Origin of the sequence: Pseudomonas sp. QLc11A (assembly GCF_052112305.1) — a bacterium.
Lineage (GTDB): Bacteria > Pseudomonadota > Gammaproteobacteria > Pseudomonadales > Pseudomonadaceae > Aquipseudomonas > Aquipseudomonas laurylsulfatiphila.
In genome coordinates this window covers 119,208-136,098 of sequence record NZ_JAVAJJ010000017.1, presented here as the reverse complement: position 1 = coordinate 136,098, position 16,891 = coordinate 119,208, and the positions used below count along the sequence as shown (strand labels likewise).

At 61.1% G+C, this 16,891-nt stretch carries 14 protein-coding genes and 1 tRNA gene; 9 read left to right on the top strand and 6 right to left on the bottom strand.

Annotated features, from left to right (window positions below; all coding sequences use genetic code 11):
* Positions 1-38: 38 nt before the first annotated feature.
* Positions 39-113, bottom strand: a tRNA-Gln gene (locus Q8X48_RS22895).
* 322 nt (positions 114-435) lie between these two features.
* Between Q8X48_RS22895 and Q8X48_RS22890 the strand changes: the two genes are divergently transcribed.
* On the top strand, positions 436-864 hold the full coding sequence (locus Q8X48_RS22890; RefSeq protein WP_015095502.1) for a hypothetical protein: 429 nt from the start codon (positions 436-438) through the stop codon (positions 862-864).
* A 162-nt stretch (positions 865-1,026) separates the two neighbouring features.
* Here Q8X48_RS22890 and Q8X48_RS22885 read toward each other — a convergent pair whose 3' ends face one another.
* The 3 genes from Q8X48_RS22885 to Q8X48_RS22875 form a co-directional block, all read right to left on the bottom strand.
* Positions 1,027-3,015: a peptidase U32 family protein gene (locus Q8X48_RS22885; protein WP_102702707.1), complete on the bottom strand. Its 1,989-nt coding sequence runs from the start codon at positions 3,013-3,015 to the stop codon at positions 1,027-1,029.
* Between the two features lie 651 nt (positions 3,016-3,666).
* Positions 3,667-4,047, bottom strand: coding sequence for a RidA family protein (locus Q8X48_RS22880; protein WP_116582778.1), 381 nt, complete (start codon positions 4,045-4,047; stop codon positions 3,667-3,669).
* Between the two features lie 117 nt (positions 4,048-4,164).
* Entirely contained in the window at positions 4,165-4,788 is a 624-nt protein-coding gene (locus Q8X48_RS22875; RefSeq protein WP_407802545.1) for an NIPSNAP family protein, read from the bottom strand.
* Between the two features lie 250 nt (positions 4,789-5,038).
* Here Q8X48_RS22875 and leuC point away from each other — a divergent pair, with 250 nt between their 5' ends.
* Both leuC and leuD read left to right on the top strand, forming a co-directional pair.
* Positions 5,039-6,460 carry a 3-isopropylmalate dehydratase large subunit gene (gene leuC, locus Q8X48_RS22870; protein ID WP_407802544.1) on the top strand — a complete coding sequence of 474 codons (1,422 nt, stop codon included), beginning with the start codon at positions 5,039-5,041 and terminating at the stop codon, positions 6,458-6,460.
* Between the two features lie 3 nt (positions 6,461-6,463).
* Positions 6,464-7,072, top strand: coding sequence for a 3-isopropylmalate dehydratase small subunit (gene leuD, locus Q8X48_RS22865; protein ID WP_407802543.1), 609 nt, complete (start codon positions 6,464-6,466; stop codon positions 7,070-7,072).
* A gap of 598 nt (positions 7,073-7,670) precedes the next feature.
* Here leuD and Q8X48_RS22860 read toward each other — a convergent pair.
* Positions 7,671-8,585 carry a LysR substrate-binding domain-containing protein gene (locus Q8X48_RS22860; RefSeq protein ID WP_126046129.1) on the bottom strand — a complete coding sequence of 305 codons (915 nt, stop codon included), beginning with the start codon at positions 8,583-8,585 and terminating at the stop codon, positions 7,671-7,673.
* A 128-nt stretch (positions 8,586-8,713) separates the two neighbouring features.
* Here Q8X48_RS22860 and Q8X48_RS22855 point away from each other — a divergent pair, with 128 nt between their 5' ends.
* The 5 genes from Q8X48_RS22855 to phnX all read left to right on the top strand — a co-directional run bounded on the left by Q8X48_RS22855 (position 8,714) and on the right by phnX (position 14,693).
* Positions 8,714-10,051 (top strand): 2-hydroxycarboxylate transporter family protein, encoded by a 1,338-nt coding sequence (locus Q8X48_RS22855; protein WP_407801972.1) that lies wholly within the window; start codon positions 8,714-8,716, stop codon positions 10,049-10,051.
* 284 nt (positions 10,052-10,335) lie between these two features.
* On the top strand, positions 10,336-11,427 hold the full coding sequence (gene psrA, locus Q8X48_RS22850) for an iron-containing alcohol dehydrogenase PsrA (protein ID WP_126046131.1): 1,092 nt from the start codon (positions 10,336-10,338) through the stop codon (positions 11,425-11,427).
* Between the two features lie 130 nt (positions 11,428-11,557).
* Positions 11,558-12,853: an MFS transporter gene (locus Q8X48_RS22845; protein ID WP_126046132.1), complete on the top strand. Its 1,296-nt coding sequence runs from the start codon at positions 11,558-11,560 to the stop codon at positions 12,851-12,853.
* 53 nt (positions 12,854-12,906) lie between these two features.
* The gene (locus tag Q8X48_RS22840) at positions 12,907-13,779 is read left to right on the top strand and encodes a LysR substrate-binding domain-containing protein (RefSeq protein ID WP_007980564.1); all 873 of its coding nucleotides are present in this window, start codon (positions 12,907-12,909) and stop codon (positions 13,777-13,779) included.
* An 86-nt stretch (positions 13,780-13,865) separates the two neighbouring features.
* A complete protein-coding gene (gene phnX, locus Q8X48_RS22835) occupies positions 13,866-14,693 on the top strand; it encodes a phosphonoacetaldehyde hydrolase (protein ID WP_102675516.1) in 828 nt (275 codons plus the stop codon).
* A 41-nt stretch (positions 14,694-14,734) separates the two neighbouring features.
* Here phnX and Q8X48_RS22830 read toward each other — a convergent pair whose 3' ends face one another.
* Entirely contained in the window at positions 14,735-15,508 is a 774-nt protein-coding gene (locus tag Q8X48_RS22830; RefSeq protein ID WP_407801971.1) for an AraC family transcriptional regulator, read from the bottom strand.
* 134 nt (positions 15,509-15,642) lie between these two features.
* Here Q8X48_RS22830 and Q8X48_RS22825 point away from each other — a divergent pair, with 134 nt between their 5' ends.
* Positions 15,643-16,872: an MFS transporter gene (locus tag Q8X48_RS22825; RefSeq protein WP_407801970.1), complete on the top strand. Its 1,230-nt coding sequence runs from the start codon at positions 15,643-15,645 to the stop codon at positions 16,870-16,872.
* Positions 16,873-16,891: the final 19 nt, after the last annotated feature.

The following is a 16,891-nucleotide window of genomic DNA, read 5'->3' as shown; positions in this document are numbered from 1 at the left end:
CGTCGGTCGAGTGTTTTCTGATTGAGCAGGAAGAAAAATGGCAGGGGCGGCTGGATTCGAACCAACGCATGGCAGGATCAAAACCTGCTGCCTTACCGCTTGGCGACGCCCCTGTATCTGTTGCGATGAGTGCCAGGCACTCGCTTTCTTGAATGGCAACAAGCGCTGTTGCCTGCTTGCGTGACAGGCTCCCTGAGGGCCTGTGCAAGTGTGGGCGGCAATTTACCAACTTTTGCCTCGTATGGGAAGCCCCAATAAAACAATTTGTTTTTTAAAACAGATGCTTAGTGTTCAGCCAAGTCCCCGGGAAGTGCTCGGCGCACATTCGGCCCGATCACGTCTGCTACGCTTTTCCTTTAGGGGATGGAATCGGAAATCGTTTGCTCAACACCCCTCCTTTGCCATTTGAGGGCGCAAAATGTGAAAGGCAAACTGATGGGCACCTTTGCAACCATCCTGGTGGTCGGGGCCGCGATTTATGGACTGAACACCTGGGAACACATCGAGAGCCAGCGACAGGAAGCGGTCTGCAGGGCCGCCCGGGAGCATCTCAACAGCCTGGAAACCCAGGCGCGGGCCCTGGCCTCCGGGTTGACGGTCGAAGCCTATGCCGAGGCGGAAAAAGCCGAGGCTGGCCAGTTGGTCCTGGCACTTGATACGGCCAGGAACGAAGCAGAGGTCAATGCCGTCATCGACAAGCACGCCGCGGCCATCGAAGCACAGATAACGGCCGAAGACGCCGAGGTCCACTCCCGCAGCGATCAACCCTTCCTCGGCCAGGAACTCAAAAAGCAACGCATCCCCACCGACATCAAACAGGAATTCAAACGAGCTGAAAAAGCCGTCCTCGAGACCTGCGGGTAGCGTCGACTGCAGCTACGGATTTGTCACCAGCGAATGGATTCCAGCAAGAACAGGCTGCAACCATGCTCCGCGCTTAAAACAAAAAAACGACAAACGAGGACGCTCTTTCGCTGGATCTTGAGCAAAAGGCGAGCGCGCCGTTGCGGCGCGCTCGCCGGTCACTCAGTGCGGTGCGCGCGGGATGGTCTTGAGCAGGTCTTCGGGGCTGATGTGACCGACCACGCTGCCCGGTTGCGGCAGGTTGAGGATGTGGCCCTTCATCTTGCCGATGATGTGCATTTCGCATGGCTTGCAATCGAACTTCAGCGTCAGCACTTCATCGCCGTGAATCAGCTGCATCGGCGCGACCTTGGTGCGCACGCCGGTCACGCCCTTGGCCTGTTTCGGACACAGGTTGAAGGAGAAACGCAGGCAGTGCTTGGTGATCATCACCGGCACTTCGCCGGCTTCCTCGTGGGCCTCGTAGGCCGCGTCGATCAGCTTGACCCCATGGCGGTGATAAAAGTCGCGAGCCTTCTGGTTGTAGACGTTGGCCAGGAAGGTCAGGTGCGACTCCGGGTACACCGGCGGCGGCGTGGTTTCGGCTTTACGGCTGCCACGCGGGTGGGCGGCGACCCGCGCCTGGGTCAAGGCCTCGATCACTTCGCGGCGCAAGGCCTTGAGCTGCGAGTTCGGGATGAAGAACGCCTGCGGCGCATCCAGCTTGATGTCGATGGCGTGGTACTGGGTGGTACCCAGCTGGCCGAGCAGATCCTGCAATTGCTCCAGCGCCTGCTCCGGCTTGTTGGCCGCGCCGAACGGGCCGGCCAGCGTGACACTGGCGCTGATGCCTTCCTCGCTGGTCGCGGTCAGCTCCAGCTGTTCTTCACGCAAGCGAGCGACCCAGCTCAGGGCGATACGACGCTCAGCCGAGGTCCTTTGCAGCGCCTGTTGCCAGTTGTGATCGAGATTGCGATTCAGCGGATGGTTGGGGCGCAGCTTGTACATCCCCTCCGGCATCTCGTTGGGCTCGACGCGATAGCGATAACGCTTCTCGCCGTCCTCCTCGAATTCGCCCTTGGGTTCGGCGATGTTCGCGCGAAAACCCACCACTTCACGCTTGACCAGCACGTTGAGGCCGTCACCGTTGGACAGCGGCTCGTGCGTCACGACCTGCATGTCGCGCTTGGCGACCTTCTCGACCACACCCACCGGCAGACCGGTGAAGGTCGGCGAGTCAAAGGCGCCGATATCGATCTTGCGGTCAGTGACGAAGTAATCGGTACTGCCACGGTGGAAGGTCTTTTCCGGGTCGGGCAGGAAGAAGTGCGCGGTGCGGCCACTGGAAGCCCGGGCCAGGTCCGGGCGGTCTTCGAGGACGTCGTCGAGACGCTGGCGGTAGTAGGCGGTGATGTTCTTCACATAGCCCATGTCCTTGTAGCGGCCCTCGATCTTGAACGAGCGCACGCCGGCCTCGACCAGCGCGCGGATGTTGGCGCTCTGGTTGTTGTCCTTCATCGACAGCAGGTGCTTTTCGTAAGCGATCACCCCACCCTTTTCATCCTTGAGGGTGTACGGCAGGCGGCAAGCCTGGGAGCAGTCGCCGCGGTTGGCGCTGCGTCCGGTCTGCGCGTGGGAAATGTTGCACTGGCCGGAAAACGCCACGCACAAGGCGCCATGGATAAAGAACTCGATGGCCGCGTCGGTTTCGTCGGCGATGGCGCGGATTTCCTTGAGGTTCAGCTCGCGGGCCAGCACCAGTTGCGAGAATCCGGCCTGATCGAGAAACTTTGCCCGCTCCAGGGTGCGGATGTCCGTCTGGGTACTGGCGTGCAGTTCGATCGGCGGAATGTCCAGTTCCATCACACCCAGGTCCTGGACGATCAGCGCATCGACGCCGGCGTCGTACAACTGGTGGATCAGCTGGCGGGCCGGCTCCAGTTCGTTGTCGTGCAGGATCGTGTTGATGGTGGTGAAGATCCGCGCGTGATAACGACGGGCGAATTCCACCAGTTCGGCAATCTCGCTCACCTCGTTGCAGGCGTTGTGGCGGGCGCCGAAGCTCGGGCCGCCGATGTACACGGCATCGGCACCATGCAGGATAGCCTCGCGGGCGATGGCAACATCGCGGGCAGGGCTGAGCAATTCCAGGTGATGTTTGGGCAAAGACATAGTTTTTTTAGTCAGGCTTGTCACGGTCGAGGCGTGCATTGTAGCGGCGAAACGCCTGACCGGCACCCGTATGCTGCCCGGTGGTGGCCTTGGGCAGATCTGCCCTGCCTGAATCCATGTAGGAGCGAGCTTGCTCGCGATGGACGTTAACGATGACGCGGGCATTCTGTATGCACGCGTCGCCCTTGTGTTCATCGCGAACAAGCTCGCTCCTACATTCGATCGGCGTTGACCAAAATTTAGCCCCTGCCCAACATCCCCTGTGGGAGCGAGCCTGCTCGCGAAAGCGGTGTGACAGCCAAAATTGATGTCGACTGACACGCCGCCATCGCGGGCAAGCCCGCTCCCACAGGGGGATTTCATGTCGTACTCAGAATTTGTGCACAACAACATTCAACTGTGGGAGCGGGCTTGCCCGCGAAAGCGCTGGGTCAGTCAACACCTGTGCAAGCTGACACGCCGCCTTCGCGGACAAGCCCGCTCCCACAAAAGGTCTTATGTCGTACTCAGAATTTGTGCACATCAACATTCAACTGTGGGAGCGGGCTTGCTCGCGAAAGCGCTGGGTCAGTCAACACTCATGCAAGCTGACACTCCGTCTTCGCGAGCAAGCCCGCCCCCACAGGGTTTTGTGTGTGTGTGTTGCTGCAGTTATGCCTTGGCCGCCATCGCGGTCACTTCCACGCGCATGCCTTCCACCGCCAGCGAGGCAACCCCGACAGCGGCGCGCACCGGCCACGGCTTGGCGAAGTAGCGTTTGTAGACCTCGTTGAACGCGGCGCGGTCGGCCATGTCGGTGAGGTAGATGGTCAGGTGCATCACGCGGTCCATGGAGCTGCCGGCACGTTCCAGGGCAACCTTCAGCGCTTGCAGGGTGCATTCGCTTTGCAGGGTGATGTCGCCCAGTTCCAGGCTGCCGTCGGCACGGGTGGGGATCTGGGTGGAGACCAGCACACCGGCGAAACCGACGACGTCGGAGGAGATCGAATCGGCATCGAGGTCAGGCGTAAAGGTCAGGTCGTGGTTTGCCATTGGAATTTCTCTTGCTTGAAAGGGTAAGGCGAGCGCCTTTTGCGCCGCCAGTTTACAGGGCCATTTCCGGCGCGTCGCTAATGCGCACCGTTCGGTTGCGCATGAGCCGAGCCCTCGTCATTGCAAGGGGGAAAACTTCGCCGGCATATAGATCGTCGAGCACATGTCACGCAGTTGCGGGCCGGAGTTTTCCGGCGGCCAGACGCCGTCGGTGACCGCCTGGGTGCGCACCTGCAAGCGCTGCTCAAGGCTGGCCCACGGCCAGATGTGCAGATAGCGCGGCAGCGCGCCGTCGGTGGCGTAAAACGCCGCGTACACCGGAGAATATTGCTCGGCGGTTCGCGCCTCGATGGCTTTGCTCCAGCCGTCGAGTGTCGGCTGCAAGCCGCTGCTGACCAGGTCGTAGACGCGCAACTCATAGAACGGACCGTGCTGGCCGGCACTCAAGGGTTCGAGGAAGGGAAACAGCGTGTAGTTTTCGATGCGCAGGTCGGTGATGAACTCGTTGACGCCAAACGCCCCGCCCCCCAGCAGGAAACGCTCGCGCTCCGCTTGCCTGAGGTGTTCGTCCCCATAGCCGCGCAGCACGGCGATCTGGTTCAACGGGCCGATCTCAGAGGCCCAGCAGCCTATCAAGGTGCCGCCGACGTTCGGGTCGTCCAGCGCCGCCTCGATCTGCGCCAATGCTTGTGCCACCGTGCGCACCCGCACAGTGAAGGTGATCAGTTCAAATAAACGCATAGCGACTCCGCCGACTTGTTTGCCAAAAGCCCACAGCCTATGGCAGCCACTGCCGACGGGGTATTGAGACGAACCCCATCGATTGCGGCATTTCCCCCAGCGTTCCAGGTAATTTCTTTACGCCGGGCAACCATCGATCATTCACACAGCGTGTTCAATGCCTTCACTTAATGGCGCTTGATGCAGGAATGGCGACGAATATGCTGTGGGTACGTTTCCGTGATCTCGCATGACAACAAGAGCCCATACCATGCACAGCCCCAGAACGCTCTACCAGAAACATATCGACAGTCACACCGTCTGCGCCCTCGACGATCAGGGCCACGTGCTGCTGTACATCGACCGCCAGGTCGCCAACGAATACACCAGCCCGCAAGCCTTCAGCGGCATGCGTGACGCAGGTCGCAAAGCCTGGCGGCCGAGCGCGACGCTGGCGGTGGTCGACCACGTCAATCCCACGGCGCCGACACGCGTTGCTGCCATGCCGGACGCTGGCGGCGCCCGTCAGGTGTCCTACTTCGAAGAAAACTGCCGCGACTTCGGCATCGAACTGTTCGACGTGCTGGACAAGCGCCAGGGCATCGAGCACGTCGTGGCCCCCGAACAAGGCTTTATCCTGCCCGGTATGGTCGTTGCTGCCGGTGACAGCCACACCACCACCTACGGTGCCCTGGGTGCCTTCGGTTTCGGCATCGGCACCTCGGAAATCGAACACCTGCTGGCCTCGCAAACCCTGGTCTACAAGTGCCTGAAGACGATGCGCGTGACGGTCAATGGCCTGCTCGGGCCTGGCGTCACGTCGAAGGACATCATCATGGCCCTGATCGAGAAAATCGGCGCTTCGGGCGCCACGGGCTATGCCATCGAATTCGCCGGCCCGGCGATCAGCGATCTCAGCGTCGAAGCGCGCATGACCATCTGCAACATGGCCGTCGAAGCCGGCGCCCGAGGTGCGTTCATGGCCCCGGATGACAAGGTCTTCGCCTACCTGCAACGCAAGCCCCGCGCACCCCGGAGGCAGCTGTGGGAACAGGCCGTCGCAACATGGCGCGGCCTGAACAGCGACGAGGGTGCGGTGTTCGATCGCGAAGTCACCCTGGATGTCGCGGCGCTCGAACCCATGGTCACCTGGGGCACCAGCCCCGATCAGGCCGCACCGGTGGGCGGGCATGTGCCGGACCCGGCCGCACAGCCGGACCTGATCCTGCGTCAGGGCATGCAACGCGCCTTGAACTACATGGGCCTGGAGCCGGGCATGCCGCTCAGCGACGTGTTGATCAGCCACGCTTTCATCGGCTCGTGCACCAATGCGCGCATCGAGGACCTGCGCGATGTCGCCCGCGTCGTGCGCGGCAAACGGGTGGCGGCCCACGTGCGGGCCATGATTGTTCCCGGTTCGACGATGGTGCGTGACCAGGCCGAAGACGAAGGATTGGCGCAGATCTTCCTCGATGCCGGTTTTGAATGGCGCCAGTCGGGTTGCTCGATGTGCCTGGCCATGAATGACGATGTGCTCGCCCCCGGTGATCGCTGCGCCTCAAGCACCAATCGCAATTTTGAAGGCCGGCAAGGCGCCGGTGCGCGCACCCATTTGATGAGCCCGGCCATGGTCGCCGCCGCAGCGATTACCGGGCACTTGACCGACGTGCGCACCTTCGCGCTGGAGGCTTGAACCATGCAACCTTTCGCTATCGTCAGCGGCAGCGCCGCCCCGCTTCTGGCCGCCAACATCGACACCGACGTGATCATGCCCAAGCAGTTCCTCAAAGGGATTGATCGCAAGGGCCTGGACAAGGGGCTGTTCTTTGACTTGAGGTTCCTTGAGTCCGGCGAACCCGATCCGGGGTTCATCCTCAACCAACCCGCCTGGAGCGAGGCTGCGTTTCTGGTGGTGGGTGCCAATTTCGGCTGTGGTTCGAGTCGCGAACATGCGGTCTGGGGCCTGAAACAAGTGGGCATCCGCGCACTGATCGGCACTAGCTTCGCTGGCATTTTCTACGACAACTGCCAGCGCAATGGGGTGTTGGCAATTCAGCTGATCGAGGATCAACTCAAGCAGATTGCCGCGTTGACCAGCAACCCGGCAACGGCTCGAATCAGCGTCAACCTGCCGGAACAAACCATCGAACTGGCGGACGGTAGCGTGATCCCGTTCGAGATCGATCAACTGCGCAAGCAATCATTGCTGCTGGGGCTGGATGCCATTGGCACCACGTTGCAACGGGCCAAGCAGATACACCAGTTCGAAGCCCGGCACCTGGCGGAAAATCCCTGGCTGGTCTGATAAGGATCCTGTAGGAGCGAGCTTGCTCGCGATGATCGTTAACGATAACGCGAGCTTACTGGCTAAACGCGGCGCTCTTGAATCCATCGCGAGCAAGCTCGCTCCTACAGAGGATAATGACGCTGCTGGGGCTAGATGTCATTGGCACCACGTTGCAACGGGCCGAACAGATTCCTGTAGGAGCGAGCCTGCTCGCGATGGTCGTTAACGATAACGCGTGTTTACTGGCTAAACGCGGCGCTCTTGAATCCATCGCGAGCAAGCTCGCTCCTACAGAGGATAATGACGCTGCTGGGGCTGGATGCCATTGGCACCACGTTGCAACGGGCCGAGCAGATTCCTGTAGGAGCGAGCTTGCTCGCGATGATCGTTAACGATAACGCGAGCTTACTGGCTAAACGCGGCGCTCTTGAATCCATCGCGAGCAAGCTCGCTCCTACAGAGGATAATGACGCTGCTGGGGCTGGATGCCATTGGCACCACGTTGCAACGGGCCGAACAGATTCCTGTAGGAGCGAGCTCGCGATGGTCGTTAACGATAACGCGTGCTTACTGGCTAAACGCGGCGCTCTTGAATCCATCGCGAGCAAGCTCGCTCCTACAGAGACAGATGACGAAAATACTCCTCTAGAAACTCGACGCAAACCCGCAGTTTGGCCGACTGGCTCAGCCGCGTCGGGTACACCGCCCACACGTTGGCGCTCTGGGTGTATTCGTGCAGCACTTGCACCAGTCGTCCCTGCTCCAGCATCGGCTTCACATCCCACATCGAGCGCAACAGAATCCCGCCGCCACTCAAGGCCCACTGCAACACGATCTCACCGTTGTTGGAGGATAACGGCCCGCTGACACGCACCGATTCTTCCTGCCCGTCCTTCGTCAGGTTCCATACACCGAACGCGTTGTTGCGCTCCTTGAGCACCAGGCAATCGTGGTCCTTGAGGTCCGCCAGCGACTGCGGCACACCGCGCCGCTCCAGGTACTCGGGCGTCGCACACAGCACCCGCCGGTTGCTCACCAGTTTGCGCCCCAGGTGCTGGCCCGGCAGGTCATCCCCTACGCGGATCTCCAGATCGAAGCCCTCGCCAACGATATCGACCACGCGGTCGAACACGTCCAGGCGCAGTTCGAGTTTCGGATAGGTCTGCGACAGCTCGCAGATGGCCGGCGCCACATGGTTGCGGCCAAAACCAAAGCTGCTGCAGATGTGCAACGAACCCATGGGCTGTTGCCGCGCCTCGGATATTTCGCCGACGAAATCATCGAAGTCACCCAGCAACTTCTCCGCCCACACCCGCACCCGCTCACCGTCGTCGGTCAGTGCGATGCGTCTTGTCGTGCGGTGCAGCAGGCGGGTCGAGAGCGTGGTTTCCAGCACGGAAATGCGTTTGCTGATGTAGGCCGGCGAATACCCCAGCTCCTCGGCGGCGCTGGCGAAGCCGTTTTTGCGCACGACGGTGAGGAACACCTTGAGGTCTTCAGGCAAGGGAAATTGATCACGATTCGTGTTCATACGCCTCATACTTTTGCTGTTTATCGCGTTATTCGCGAAGGATAGCATCGATCTACCGAGTGGCAATCCATCCCCGGCCAACCGTGGTTTCTGAATCCTCGATAAAAACAACATGAGGAAAGCGCGACATGAACAAGCCCTACGAGCAAACCCTTAACACCCCCGACAGCGGTTTCGTGCAACGCCTGCGCAGCCTCTGCGCCTACGAAATCGGCGTCATCCCGCTGCCGATCTTTCTCGGCATCGCGGTCATCGTTTATCTCTCGGCCCATCTGGGCTTCCTGCCCAAGAACATGATCGGCGGGCTCGCCGTGATCATGACCATGGGCGTGTTTTTCGGCCAGCTGGGCTCGCGCCTGCCGATCCTCAAGGAAATCGGCGGCGGCGCCATCCTGTGCCTGATGCTGCCCTCGATCCTGGTGTTCTACGGCTTCTTCGGGCCGGCGACGATCGACGCGACCAAAATGCTCATGAAGGAAGCCAACTTCCTGTACTTCGTGATCGCCAGCCTGGTGGTCGGCAGCATTCTGGGGATGAGCCGCTTCATCCTGGTCCAGGGCATGCTGCGGATGTTCATCCCCCTGCTTGTCGGCACCCTGGCCGCCGTTGCCAGCGGGTTGCTGGTCGGCAAACTGGTGGGCTACAGCTTTCACCACACGTTCTTTTTCATCATCGTGCCGATCATTGGCGGCGGGATCGGCGAAGGGATTCTGCCCCTGTCGCTGGCCTACTCGGCGATCCTCGGCGGCACCCCGGATATCTACGTGGCGCAACTGGCGCCCGCCGCCGTGGTCGGCAACATCGCGGCGATCATCTGTGCCGGTTTTCTCGCGCGCCTGGCCCTCAAGCGCCCGAACATCAATGGCGAAGGTTCGCTGATTCGCGCCAAGGACGAGAACGATAAATTCAAGGTCAAGGAAGACACCGGCTCCCTTGTCGACTTCCGCGTCATGGGTGCCGGGGTCCTGGTGATCTGCGCGTTCTTCGTCCTCGGTGGCCTGCTGGAAAAAGTCGTGGACATTCCCGGCCCGGTGATGATGATCCTCGTGGCGGTGCTGTTTAAGTACCTCCGGGTGCTGCCGGAGAAACTCGAGAAAGGCGCCAACACCTTTTACAAGCTGGTGTCGTCGGCCTTCATCTGGCCGGTCATGATCGGCCTGGGCATGCTCTACGTGCCGCTGGACAGCGTGGTGAAAGTGTTCTCGGTCGGCTATGTGCTGGTGTGCGTTTCGGTGGTGATATCGATGACCGTGGCCGGCTTTTTCATCGGCAACCTGATGAAGATGTACCCCATCGAATCGGCCATCGTGACCTGCTGTCACAGCGGCCTGGGCGGCACCGGAGACGTGGCGATCCTCTCGGCTTCCAACCGCATGTCGCTGATGCCGTTCGCGCAGATTTCCACGCGCATTGGCGGGGCTTCGACGGTGATTCTGGCGACGATACTGTTGCGCCTGTTTGTCTGAAGTTCTCAACACACAAACCCTGTGGGAGCGAGCTTGCTCGCGATAGCGTTGTGCCTGATACATAGATGTTGAATGTACGACCGCAATCGCGAGCAAGCTCGCTCCCACAGGAGGTGCGGTGTTCAAACTATTAGCTGAACAGAACACCGGCCCCGTGCCGGTGTTTTGCATTGTGAGGTTGTTATCGGCCCAGCCGATTCAAACCTGCGAATTATCGATTTGTGCAGCAGTGCGTGGACCGCGAGCATGGCGTCACTTCCAACAACAAAAACCAAGGACCCGCCATGACCGCCCGATTTCACAACCCAGTGGATACCCGTTTCGGCTGGGGCAGCCTGCAAGAGCTGGCCGCCATCACCGAACACCAGAACGTTGCCGTCGTAACCTTTCCCGAAGCCCGTGACCTGGGGCTGGTGGATCGCCTCCAGGCGCTGCTGGGTGAACGTCTGGTCTACGTGATCGAAGATGTCCAGCCCAACCCCGATGTCGCGCAACTGCGCGCGACCTATGAACGCTTCTGGCAGGAAGCCGGCGATTGCCATGCGGTGATTGCCGTCGGAGGCGGCAGTGCCATCGACACGGCTAAAGCGCTGATTGTCGGCACCGAGTCAGGCCGTTTCGATGAACTGCTGGCATTGCTGGCAAGCGGCAAACCCTTCGTTCCGGTACGCAGCAAACAGCTGATCGCAGCCCCGACCACGGCAGGCACCGGCAGTGAAGTCACGCCTTGGGCGACGATCTGGGACGCGGCCAACCACAAGAAGTATTCCCTGCACCTGGACTGTACCTGGCCAAAGGTCGCGATCATCGATCCGCAATTGATGCTCACGGTGCCGGCCAGCGTCACCGTGTCCACAGGCCTGGATGCCTTGTCCCACGCACTGGAATCGATCTGGAACATCAACGCCAACCCGCTTTCCGACACCTTCGCCATCTCTGCCATCGAGGACATCCTCGAATGCCTGCCCTTGCTGCGGCGTGACCTGTCCAGCCAGGAACTGCGTTCACGGATGGCCCTCGCCGCACTCAAGGCCGGCATGGCGTTCTCCAACACCAAGACCGCGCTGGCCCACTCCATTTCCTATGAGATGACCTTGCACTACGGTCTGCCCCACGGCATCGCCTGCTCCTTCACCTTGCCTCTGGTGTTGGGCCTTGCCTGGGGCCACGACGCAACGCGTGACAAGACCCTGCAACGGGTTTTCGGACCAGACCTGGACAAAGCCCAGGCCCGTTTGCGCGCCTTCCTGCACAGCCTGGATGTGAAGACCGAATTCGCCGACTACGGCGTAACGGCCGAAGAGGCGCAAGTCATGATCGATTTCGCCCTGCAGGGCGCACGCGGCAAGAACTTCATCGGCTCACGAGCGGCCTAGGGCTCGACAGCCCCCCAAGACACTACACTGCCAGCGGCGTAACGAGCCGCGACGATTTCCTGCCGCACCTGAAAAAGAGTGCACCCTGCGCCGCAACTCGCAGGGAACGAACAAGAATAAGGAAAAGATCATGAATCGTGCCCAAACCATGCCAGGTCTCGCCGTACACACCGCATCGTTTCGCGTGGCCCAGTGGCGCATGCTGCTGGCCGCCATGTTTTGCTATCTGTTTTTCTATACCGGGCGACAAACGTTCGGTTTCGCCATTCCCGGCATCCAGGCCGAGTTCGGCTTTACCAAAGAGCACCTTGGCTGGGTATCGGCCGTCATGCTCTGGGCCTACGCCATTGGCCAGGCCATCAACGGCAACCTCGCCGACAAGTTCGGTGGCCGACGCATCATGACCCTGGGCGCCGTGCTGTCCTGCGGCGCCAACTGGGTGACCAGTTTCGCCAGCAACTTTGCCGCGTTGATTTTGCCTTGGGGCATCAATGGCTACTTCCAGGCATTGGGCTGGGCGCCGGGCAGTCGGCTGATCTCCAACTGGTGGAGCGCGGGCGAACGCGGCAAGGTCTACGGCTTGTATGTGTTTGCAGCCGGCTGCGCGTCGGTGCTGTCCTACGTGACCTCGATCGTCGTACTTGAGGTGATGCATCTGGAATGGCGCTGGATCTTCCGCCTGCCCGTATTGCTCATGCTGGCGGGCGGCATCCTCTTCTACCTGGTGGCCCGCGAGCGTCCGCAAGACCTGGGGTTCGAACCGCTGGCCGACACGGGCGTGGCCAACGCCGAGGACAAGAACCATGAGGTGGCGCACGGTGAAACCGAAACATCGGCGCAACGCTACAAAGCGGTACTGAAGAACTTTCGCCTGATCATCGCCGCCGTGTCCCTGGGGTTCCAGAACGCTGCCCGCTACGGTTTGATCGTCTGGGTGCCGGTGCACTTCCTGGGCGCCAACTGGAAAAGCGGCGACAGCATGATCGATCCGAAATGGATCACCGTGGCGCTTCCGGTCGGCATGGCCATCGGCGCGCTGAGCAACGGCTGGATCTCGGACAAGCTGTTCGGCTCCAAGCGCTACCTGGCGATCATGCTCTACATGTTCCTCGGTGCGGCCACCAGTCTGTGGATGTGGACCCTTGCCCCCCACAGCGCGACCGGCCTTGTGGCGTTGTTCCTCTGCGGTTTCTTCGTGTACGGCCCCGCTTCCAGCTTCTGGGCACTGTGCCCGGACCTGGTGGGCGCCAAGCGTGCCGGCACGGCGACCGGCGTGATGAACTTCTCTTCCTATCTGTTCGCCGGCCTGGCGGAACCACTGATCGGCAGTATGCTCGACAGTACCGGCAACACCTCGCTGATCTTCATCGTGGTCACCAGCGCCTGCCTGTGCAGTGCGATTGTCGCGTTGTTCATCAGGCGTTGATTGCCGGGCACGGCAGGTTGAATCGAAGGCGCGGCTTCTGAACAGGATCGTCTATGTACCAGTACCACAAGTGGCTACGTTCATTTCATGCAGTGGCCAAGACCGGCAGCTTCACCCTCGCCGCCGAGTACCTGAGCGTCGGCCAGCCCACGGTCAGTGAGCAGGTCAATGCCCTGGAGAAGAAGTTTTCCGTGGAGCTGTTCCATCGCCGCGGCCGCTTTATCGAAATGAGTGCCGCCGGGCACCAACTCTATGCGATCACCCAGGGCCTGTTCGGCCAGGAGGATGAAGCCGTGCAACTGCTGCAGAGTTTCAAGCAACGCAAGACCGGCATGCTGCGCCTGGGCGCAGTGTCCCCGCCCATTGCGATGAACCTGACCTACGAACTGATGCAGCGGCACCCGGACATCGAGCTGGAAACCTCGTTTTCTCCGGAAAAAGAGACCCTGGATCGCCTGTTCAACTTCGATATCGATGTGGCGATCCTGGCCCTGTCCGAATTCGACCAGCGTTTTGACACGCAGCTTTACCGGCGCTACCCGATCATTGCGGTGGTGCGCGAGGACCATCCCTGGGCCCGGCAGAAAGAAGTACATGTCGAGCAGATCAGCGAAGAGAAATGGGTGCTGCGGGAAAAAAGCTCCCGCACTCGCCAATTGGTAGAGGAAAGCTGCAAGCGCCTGGGCGTCGCCCTCAATTGCGTCATGCAGTTGAACAGCCGCGAGGCCATCGTCCATGCCATCGCCAAGGGCATCGGTATCGGTTTCGTCTCGGCCGTCGAGTACGCCGAAACGCCCGGCACCAAACCGATCACCTTCGTCAATCACCCGTTTTCCATCGACTACCACCTGTGCTGCCTGGGCATTCGCCGAAACCGGCCGATGATCGCGGAGCTGTTCGACTCGAGCCCAACGCCGGCCACCTGATTTCGTCTCACCCTTGAGCAATCCACAGGCCTACTTCCTGGCGACAGGAGGGACGGCCTGCCCACAACAAAAAATGGAGAAATACCATGAACTACCAACAACCGACCCAACTGCAAGCCGTGGTCCTGGACTGGGCCGGCACCGTTGTCGATTTCGGCTCCTTCGCCCCCACGCAGATTTTCGTCGAGGCCTTTGCCGAGTTCGGCGTCGCCGTTTCGCTGGAAGAAGCCCGGGGCCCGATGGGCATGGGCAAGTGGGATCACATCCGCACCCTGTGCAATCAGCCGCAGATCGCCGAGCGCTACCGTGCCGTGTTTGACCGCCTGCCGACCGATGACGATGTCACCGCACTGTACGAACGCTTCATGCCGCTGCAGATCGAGAAAATCGCCCTGCACTCGGCCCTGATACCCGGCGCCCTGAACACCATCGATGCCTTGCGCGACAAGGGCCTGAAAATCGGCTCCTGCTCCGGTTACCCGGCCGTGGTCATGGAAAAAGTGGTCGAACTGGCGCGGCACAATGGCTACGTGGCGGACCATGTGGTGGCCACCGACGAGGTGCCGAACGGCCGCCCCTACCCGGCCCAGGCCCTGGCCAACGTGATTGCCCTGGGGATCAGCGACGTCGCCGCCTGCGTCAAGGTCGACGACACCTGGCCCGGCATTCTGGAAGGCCGTGCCGCCGGGATGTGGACGGTCGCGCTGACCTGTTCCGGCAATGCCCTGGGCTTGACCTACGAGCAATACAAGGCCCTGCCTTCCGACAGGCTGGACAGTGAGCGGGCCCGCATCGTCAGGATGTTCGAAGGCTCCCGCCCGCACTACCTGATCGACACCATCGTCGATCTGCCGGCGGTCATCGAAGACATCAATGCCCGACTGGCGCGAGGTGAAACACCGCAAGGATCCTGAACGGATTCAGGCGTCAAGCGGCCGTCCCTCGGGCGGCCGCCTCACTTGAAAAAATCACTCGGCGTCTTGCCGAACTGCTTCTTGAACATGGTCGTGAACGCGCTCGGGCTGTCGTATCCCAGCTCCCCGGCGACGTCGATGATCTTCTCCCCGACGGCGATGCGTTCCAGCGCCAGCAGCAGTCGCGCTTGCTGGCGCCATTGGCCAAAAGTCATGCCGGTTTCCTTGCGAAAGCGGCGCTGGATGGTTTTGGCGTCGAGGCTCAACCGCGCGCTCCAGTCCGACAAGGTCGAGCCATCGCCCGGGTCCTGCTGCAACGCGCTACAGATCTGGCTGATCCGTTGATCGCTGGGCTGCGGCAGGTTCAATGGCAAGGTCGGCAGTATCGTCAGTTCATCCAGGATCAGCCGCAGCACCCGGGCTTCCCGCGAGTCCGGATCGCAATTGAAATCGAAATCCACCGAGACCTTGATCAGCTCACTGAGCAACGCGGACACACTCACCGCGCGGGTTTCACCGGGCAGGTCCGGGCTCGCGCCGGGGTGCACAAACACGCTGCGCATCTTGATCGGCCCGACGCAGCGAATCGAGTGCACTTCCCCACTCGGCATCCAGATGCCACGGCTCGGCGGCACTGTCCATTGGCTGGTGGCGGCGTGCACCACCATCACGCCTTCGATGGCATAGATCAGTTGATGCTTTTCATGGGAATGCGGCGCGATAAACCAGTTTTCCGGGTAGTCGGTCGCACTGCTGCGAACACTCCAATCGCCCTGGTCGATCTCCGCAAGAAATGTCTGCAATGACTTGATCATGACGCCCTTTTTGCGATGGTCGGCGCCCGAGTTGCGCGAGACGGGCGACTTTGTGGGCCATAGGATAACGCCGAACTCTGAAATTGGCTGCGCCTTGCGTTCGCGGCTCGCGTTTTTTATCCGGAAACCTGCCTATGTCGACCACCACCCTCAGTTCGCCCTCACCCACCGCCTCGGTCGCCAGCCAGGCCAGCCCCCTGGTCATGCGCGTCATCGGCGCCTGTGCGTTGGCGCACCTGATCAACGACCTGATCCAGGCCGTGCTGCCGTCGATCTATCCGATGCTCAAGGCCAGCTATGGCCTGAGCTTCACCCAGGTCGGCCTGATCACCCTGACCTTCCAGCTCACTGCCTCATTGCTACAGCCCTGGATCGGCTTCTACACCGACCGTCATCCCAAACCGTGGCTGCTGCCGGCCGGCATGGTCTGCACCCTGATCGGTATCCTGATGCTGTCGATGGTCGGCAGTTTCCCGGCGATTCTCGTGGCCTCGGCGCTGGTGGGGGTTGGCTCGTCGACCTTTCACCCGGAGACCTCGCGGGTGGCACGCCTGGCCTCGGGCGGTCGCTACGGCCTGGCGCAATCGACCTTTCAGGTCGGCGGCAACGCCGGCAGCGCCTTCGGCCCCTTGCTGGCCGCCGCGATCATCATTCCCTATGGCCAGGGCAACGTCGCCTGGTTCGGCCTGTTCGCGGTGTTCGCCATCCTCGTGCAATATGGCCTGAGCCGCTGGTATCGCAATCACCTGAACCTGTTCAAGCTCAAGCAAGGCAGCAAGGCCACCCACGGCTTGTCGAAACGGCGGGTGACCTTCGCTCTGATCGTGTTGGCGCTGTTGGTGTTTTCCAAATACTTCTACATGGCCAGCTTCACCAGCTACTTCACCTTCTACCTGATCGAAAAATTCGACCTGTCGGTAGCCAGTTCGCAGCTGTACCTGTTCCTGTTCCTCGGTGCCGTCGCGGCGGGTACGTTCTTTGGCGGCCCGATCGGCGACCGGATCGGCCGCAAGCAGGTGATCTGGTTCTCGATCCTCGGCGCTGCGCCGTTCACCCTCGTCCTGCCCTACGTCGACCTGTTCTGGACGGGCGTGCTGAGCATGATCATCGGTTTCATCCTCGCCTCGGCATTCTCGGCCATCGTGGTCTTCGCCCAGGAACTGGTACCCGGCAACGTCGGCATGATCGCCGGGGTGTTCTTCGGCCTGATGTTCGGATTCGGCGGAATCGGTGCTGCGCTGCTGGGGCACCTGGCGGATATCCATGGCATCGAGTATGTCTACACGCTGTGTTCGTACCTACCGCTGCTGGGAATTCTGACCATACTGTTGCCGTCTACTGGACAACGCTCGTCGGGAGCGTGAATAGCCATCAGGAGGCCCC

Excerpts from the sequence above, each read along its gene's own strand:
- Q8X48_RS22845 (WP_126046132.1), top strand. The coding sequence starts at position 11,558 with ATGAATCGTGCCCAAACCATGCCAGGTCTCGCCGTACACACCGCATCG.
- Q8X48_RS22830 (WP_407801971.1), bottom strand. The coding sequence starts at position 15,508 with ATGATCAAGTCATTGCAGACATTTCTTGCGGAGATCGACCAGGGCGAT.
- leuC (WP_407802544.1), top strand. The coding sequence starts at position 5,039 with ATGCACAGCCCCAGAACGCTCTACCAGAAACATATCGACAGTCACACC.
- Q8X48_RS22855 (WP_407801972.1), top strand. The coding sequence starts at position 8,714 with ATGAACAAGCCCTACGAGCAAACCCTTAACACCCCCGACAGCGGTTTC.
- leuD (WP_407802543.1), top strand. The coding sequence starts at position 6,464 with ATGCAACCTTTCGCTATCGTCAGCGGCAGCGCCGCCCCGCTTCTGGCC.
- Q8X48_RS22840 (WP_007980564.1), top strand. The coding sequence starts at position 12,907 with ATGTACCAGTACCACAAGTGGCTACGTTCATTTCATGCAGTGGCCAAG.
- phnX (WP_102675516.1), top strand. The coding sequence starts at position 13,866 with ATGAACTACCAACAACCGACCCAACTGCAAGCCGTGGTCCTGGACTGG.
- Q8X48_RS22875 (WP_407802545.1), bottom strand. The coding sequence starts at position 4,788 with ATGCGTTTATTTGAACTGATCACCTTCACTGTGCGGGTGCGCACGGTG.
- Q8X48_RS22890 (WP_015095502.1), top strand. The coding sequence starts at position 436 with ATGGGCACCTTTGCAACCATCCTGGTGGTCGGGGCCGCGATTTATGGA.
- psrA (WP_126046131.1), top strand. The coding sequence starts at position 10,336 with ATGACCGCCCGATTTCACAACCCAGTGGATACCCGTTTCGGCTGGGGC.
- Q8X48_RS22860 (WP_126046129.1), bottom strand. The coding sequence starts at position 8,585 with ATGAACACGAATCGTGATCAATTTCCCTTGCCTGAAGACCTCAAGGTG.
- Q8X48_RS22885 (WP_102702707.1), bottom strand. The coding sequence starts at position 3,015 with ATGTCTTTGCCCAAACATCACCTGGAATTGCTCAGCCCTGCCCGCGAT.
- Q8X48_RS22880 (WP_116582778.1), bottom strand. The coding sequence starts at position 4,047 with ATGGCAAACCACGACCTGACCTTTACGCCTGACCTCGATGCCGATTCG.
- Q8X48_RS22825 (WP_407801970.1), top strand. The coding sequence starts at position 15,643 with ATGTCGACCACCACCCTCAGTTCGCCCTCACCCACCGCCTCGGTCGCC.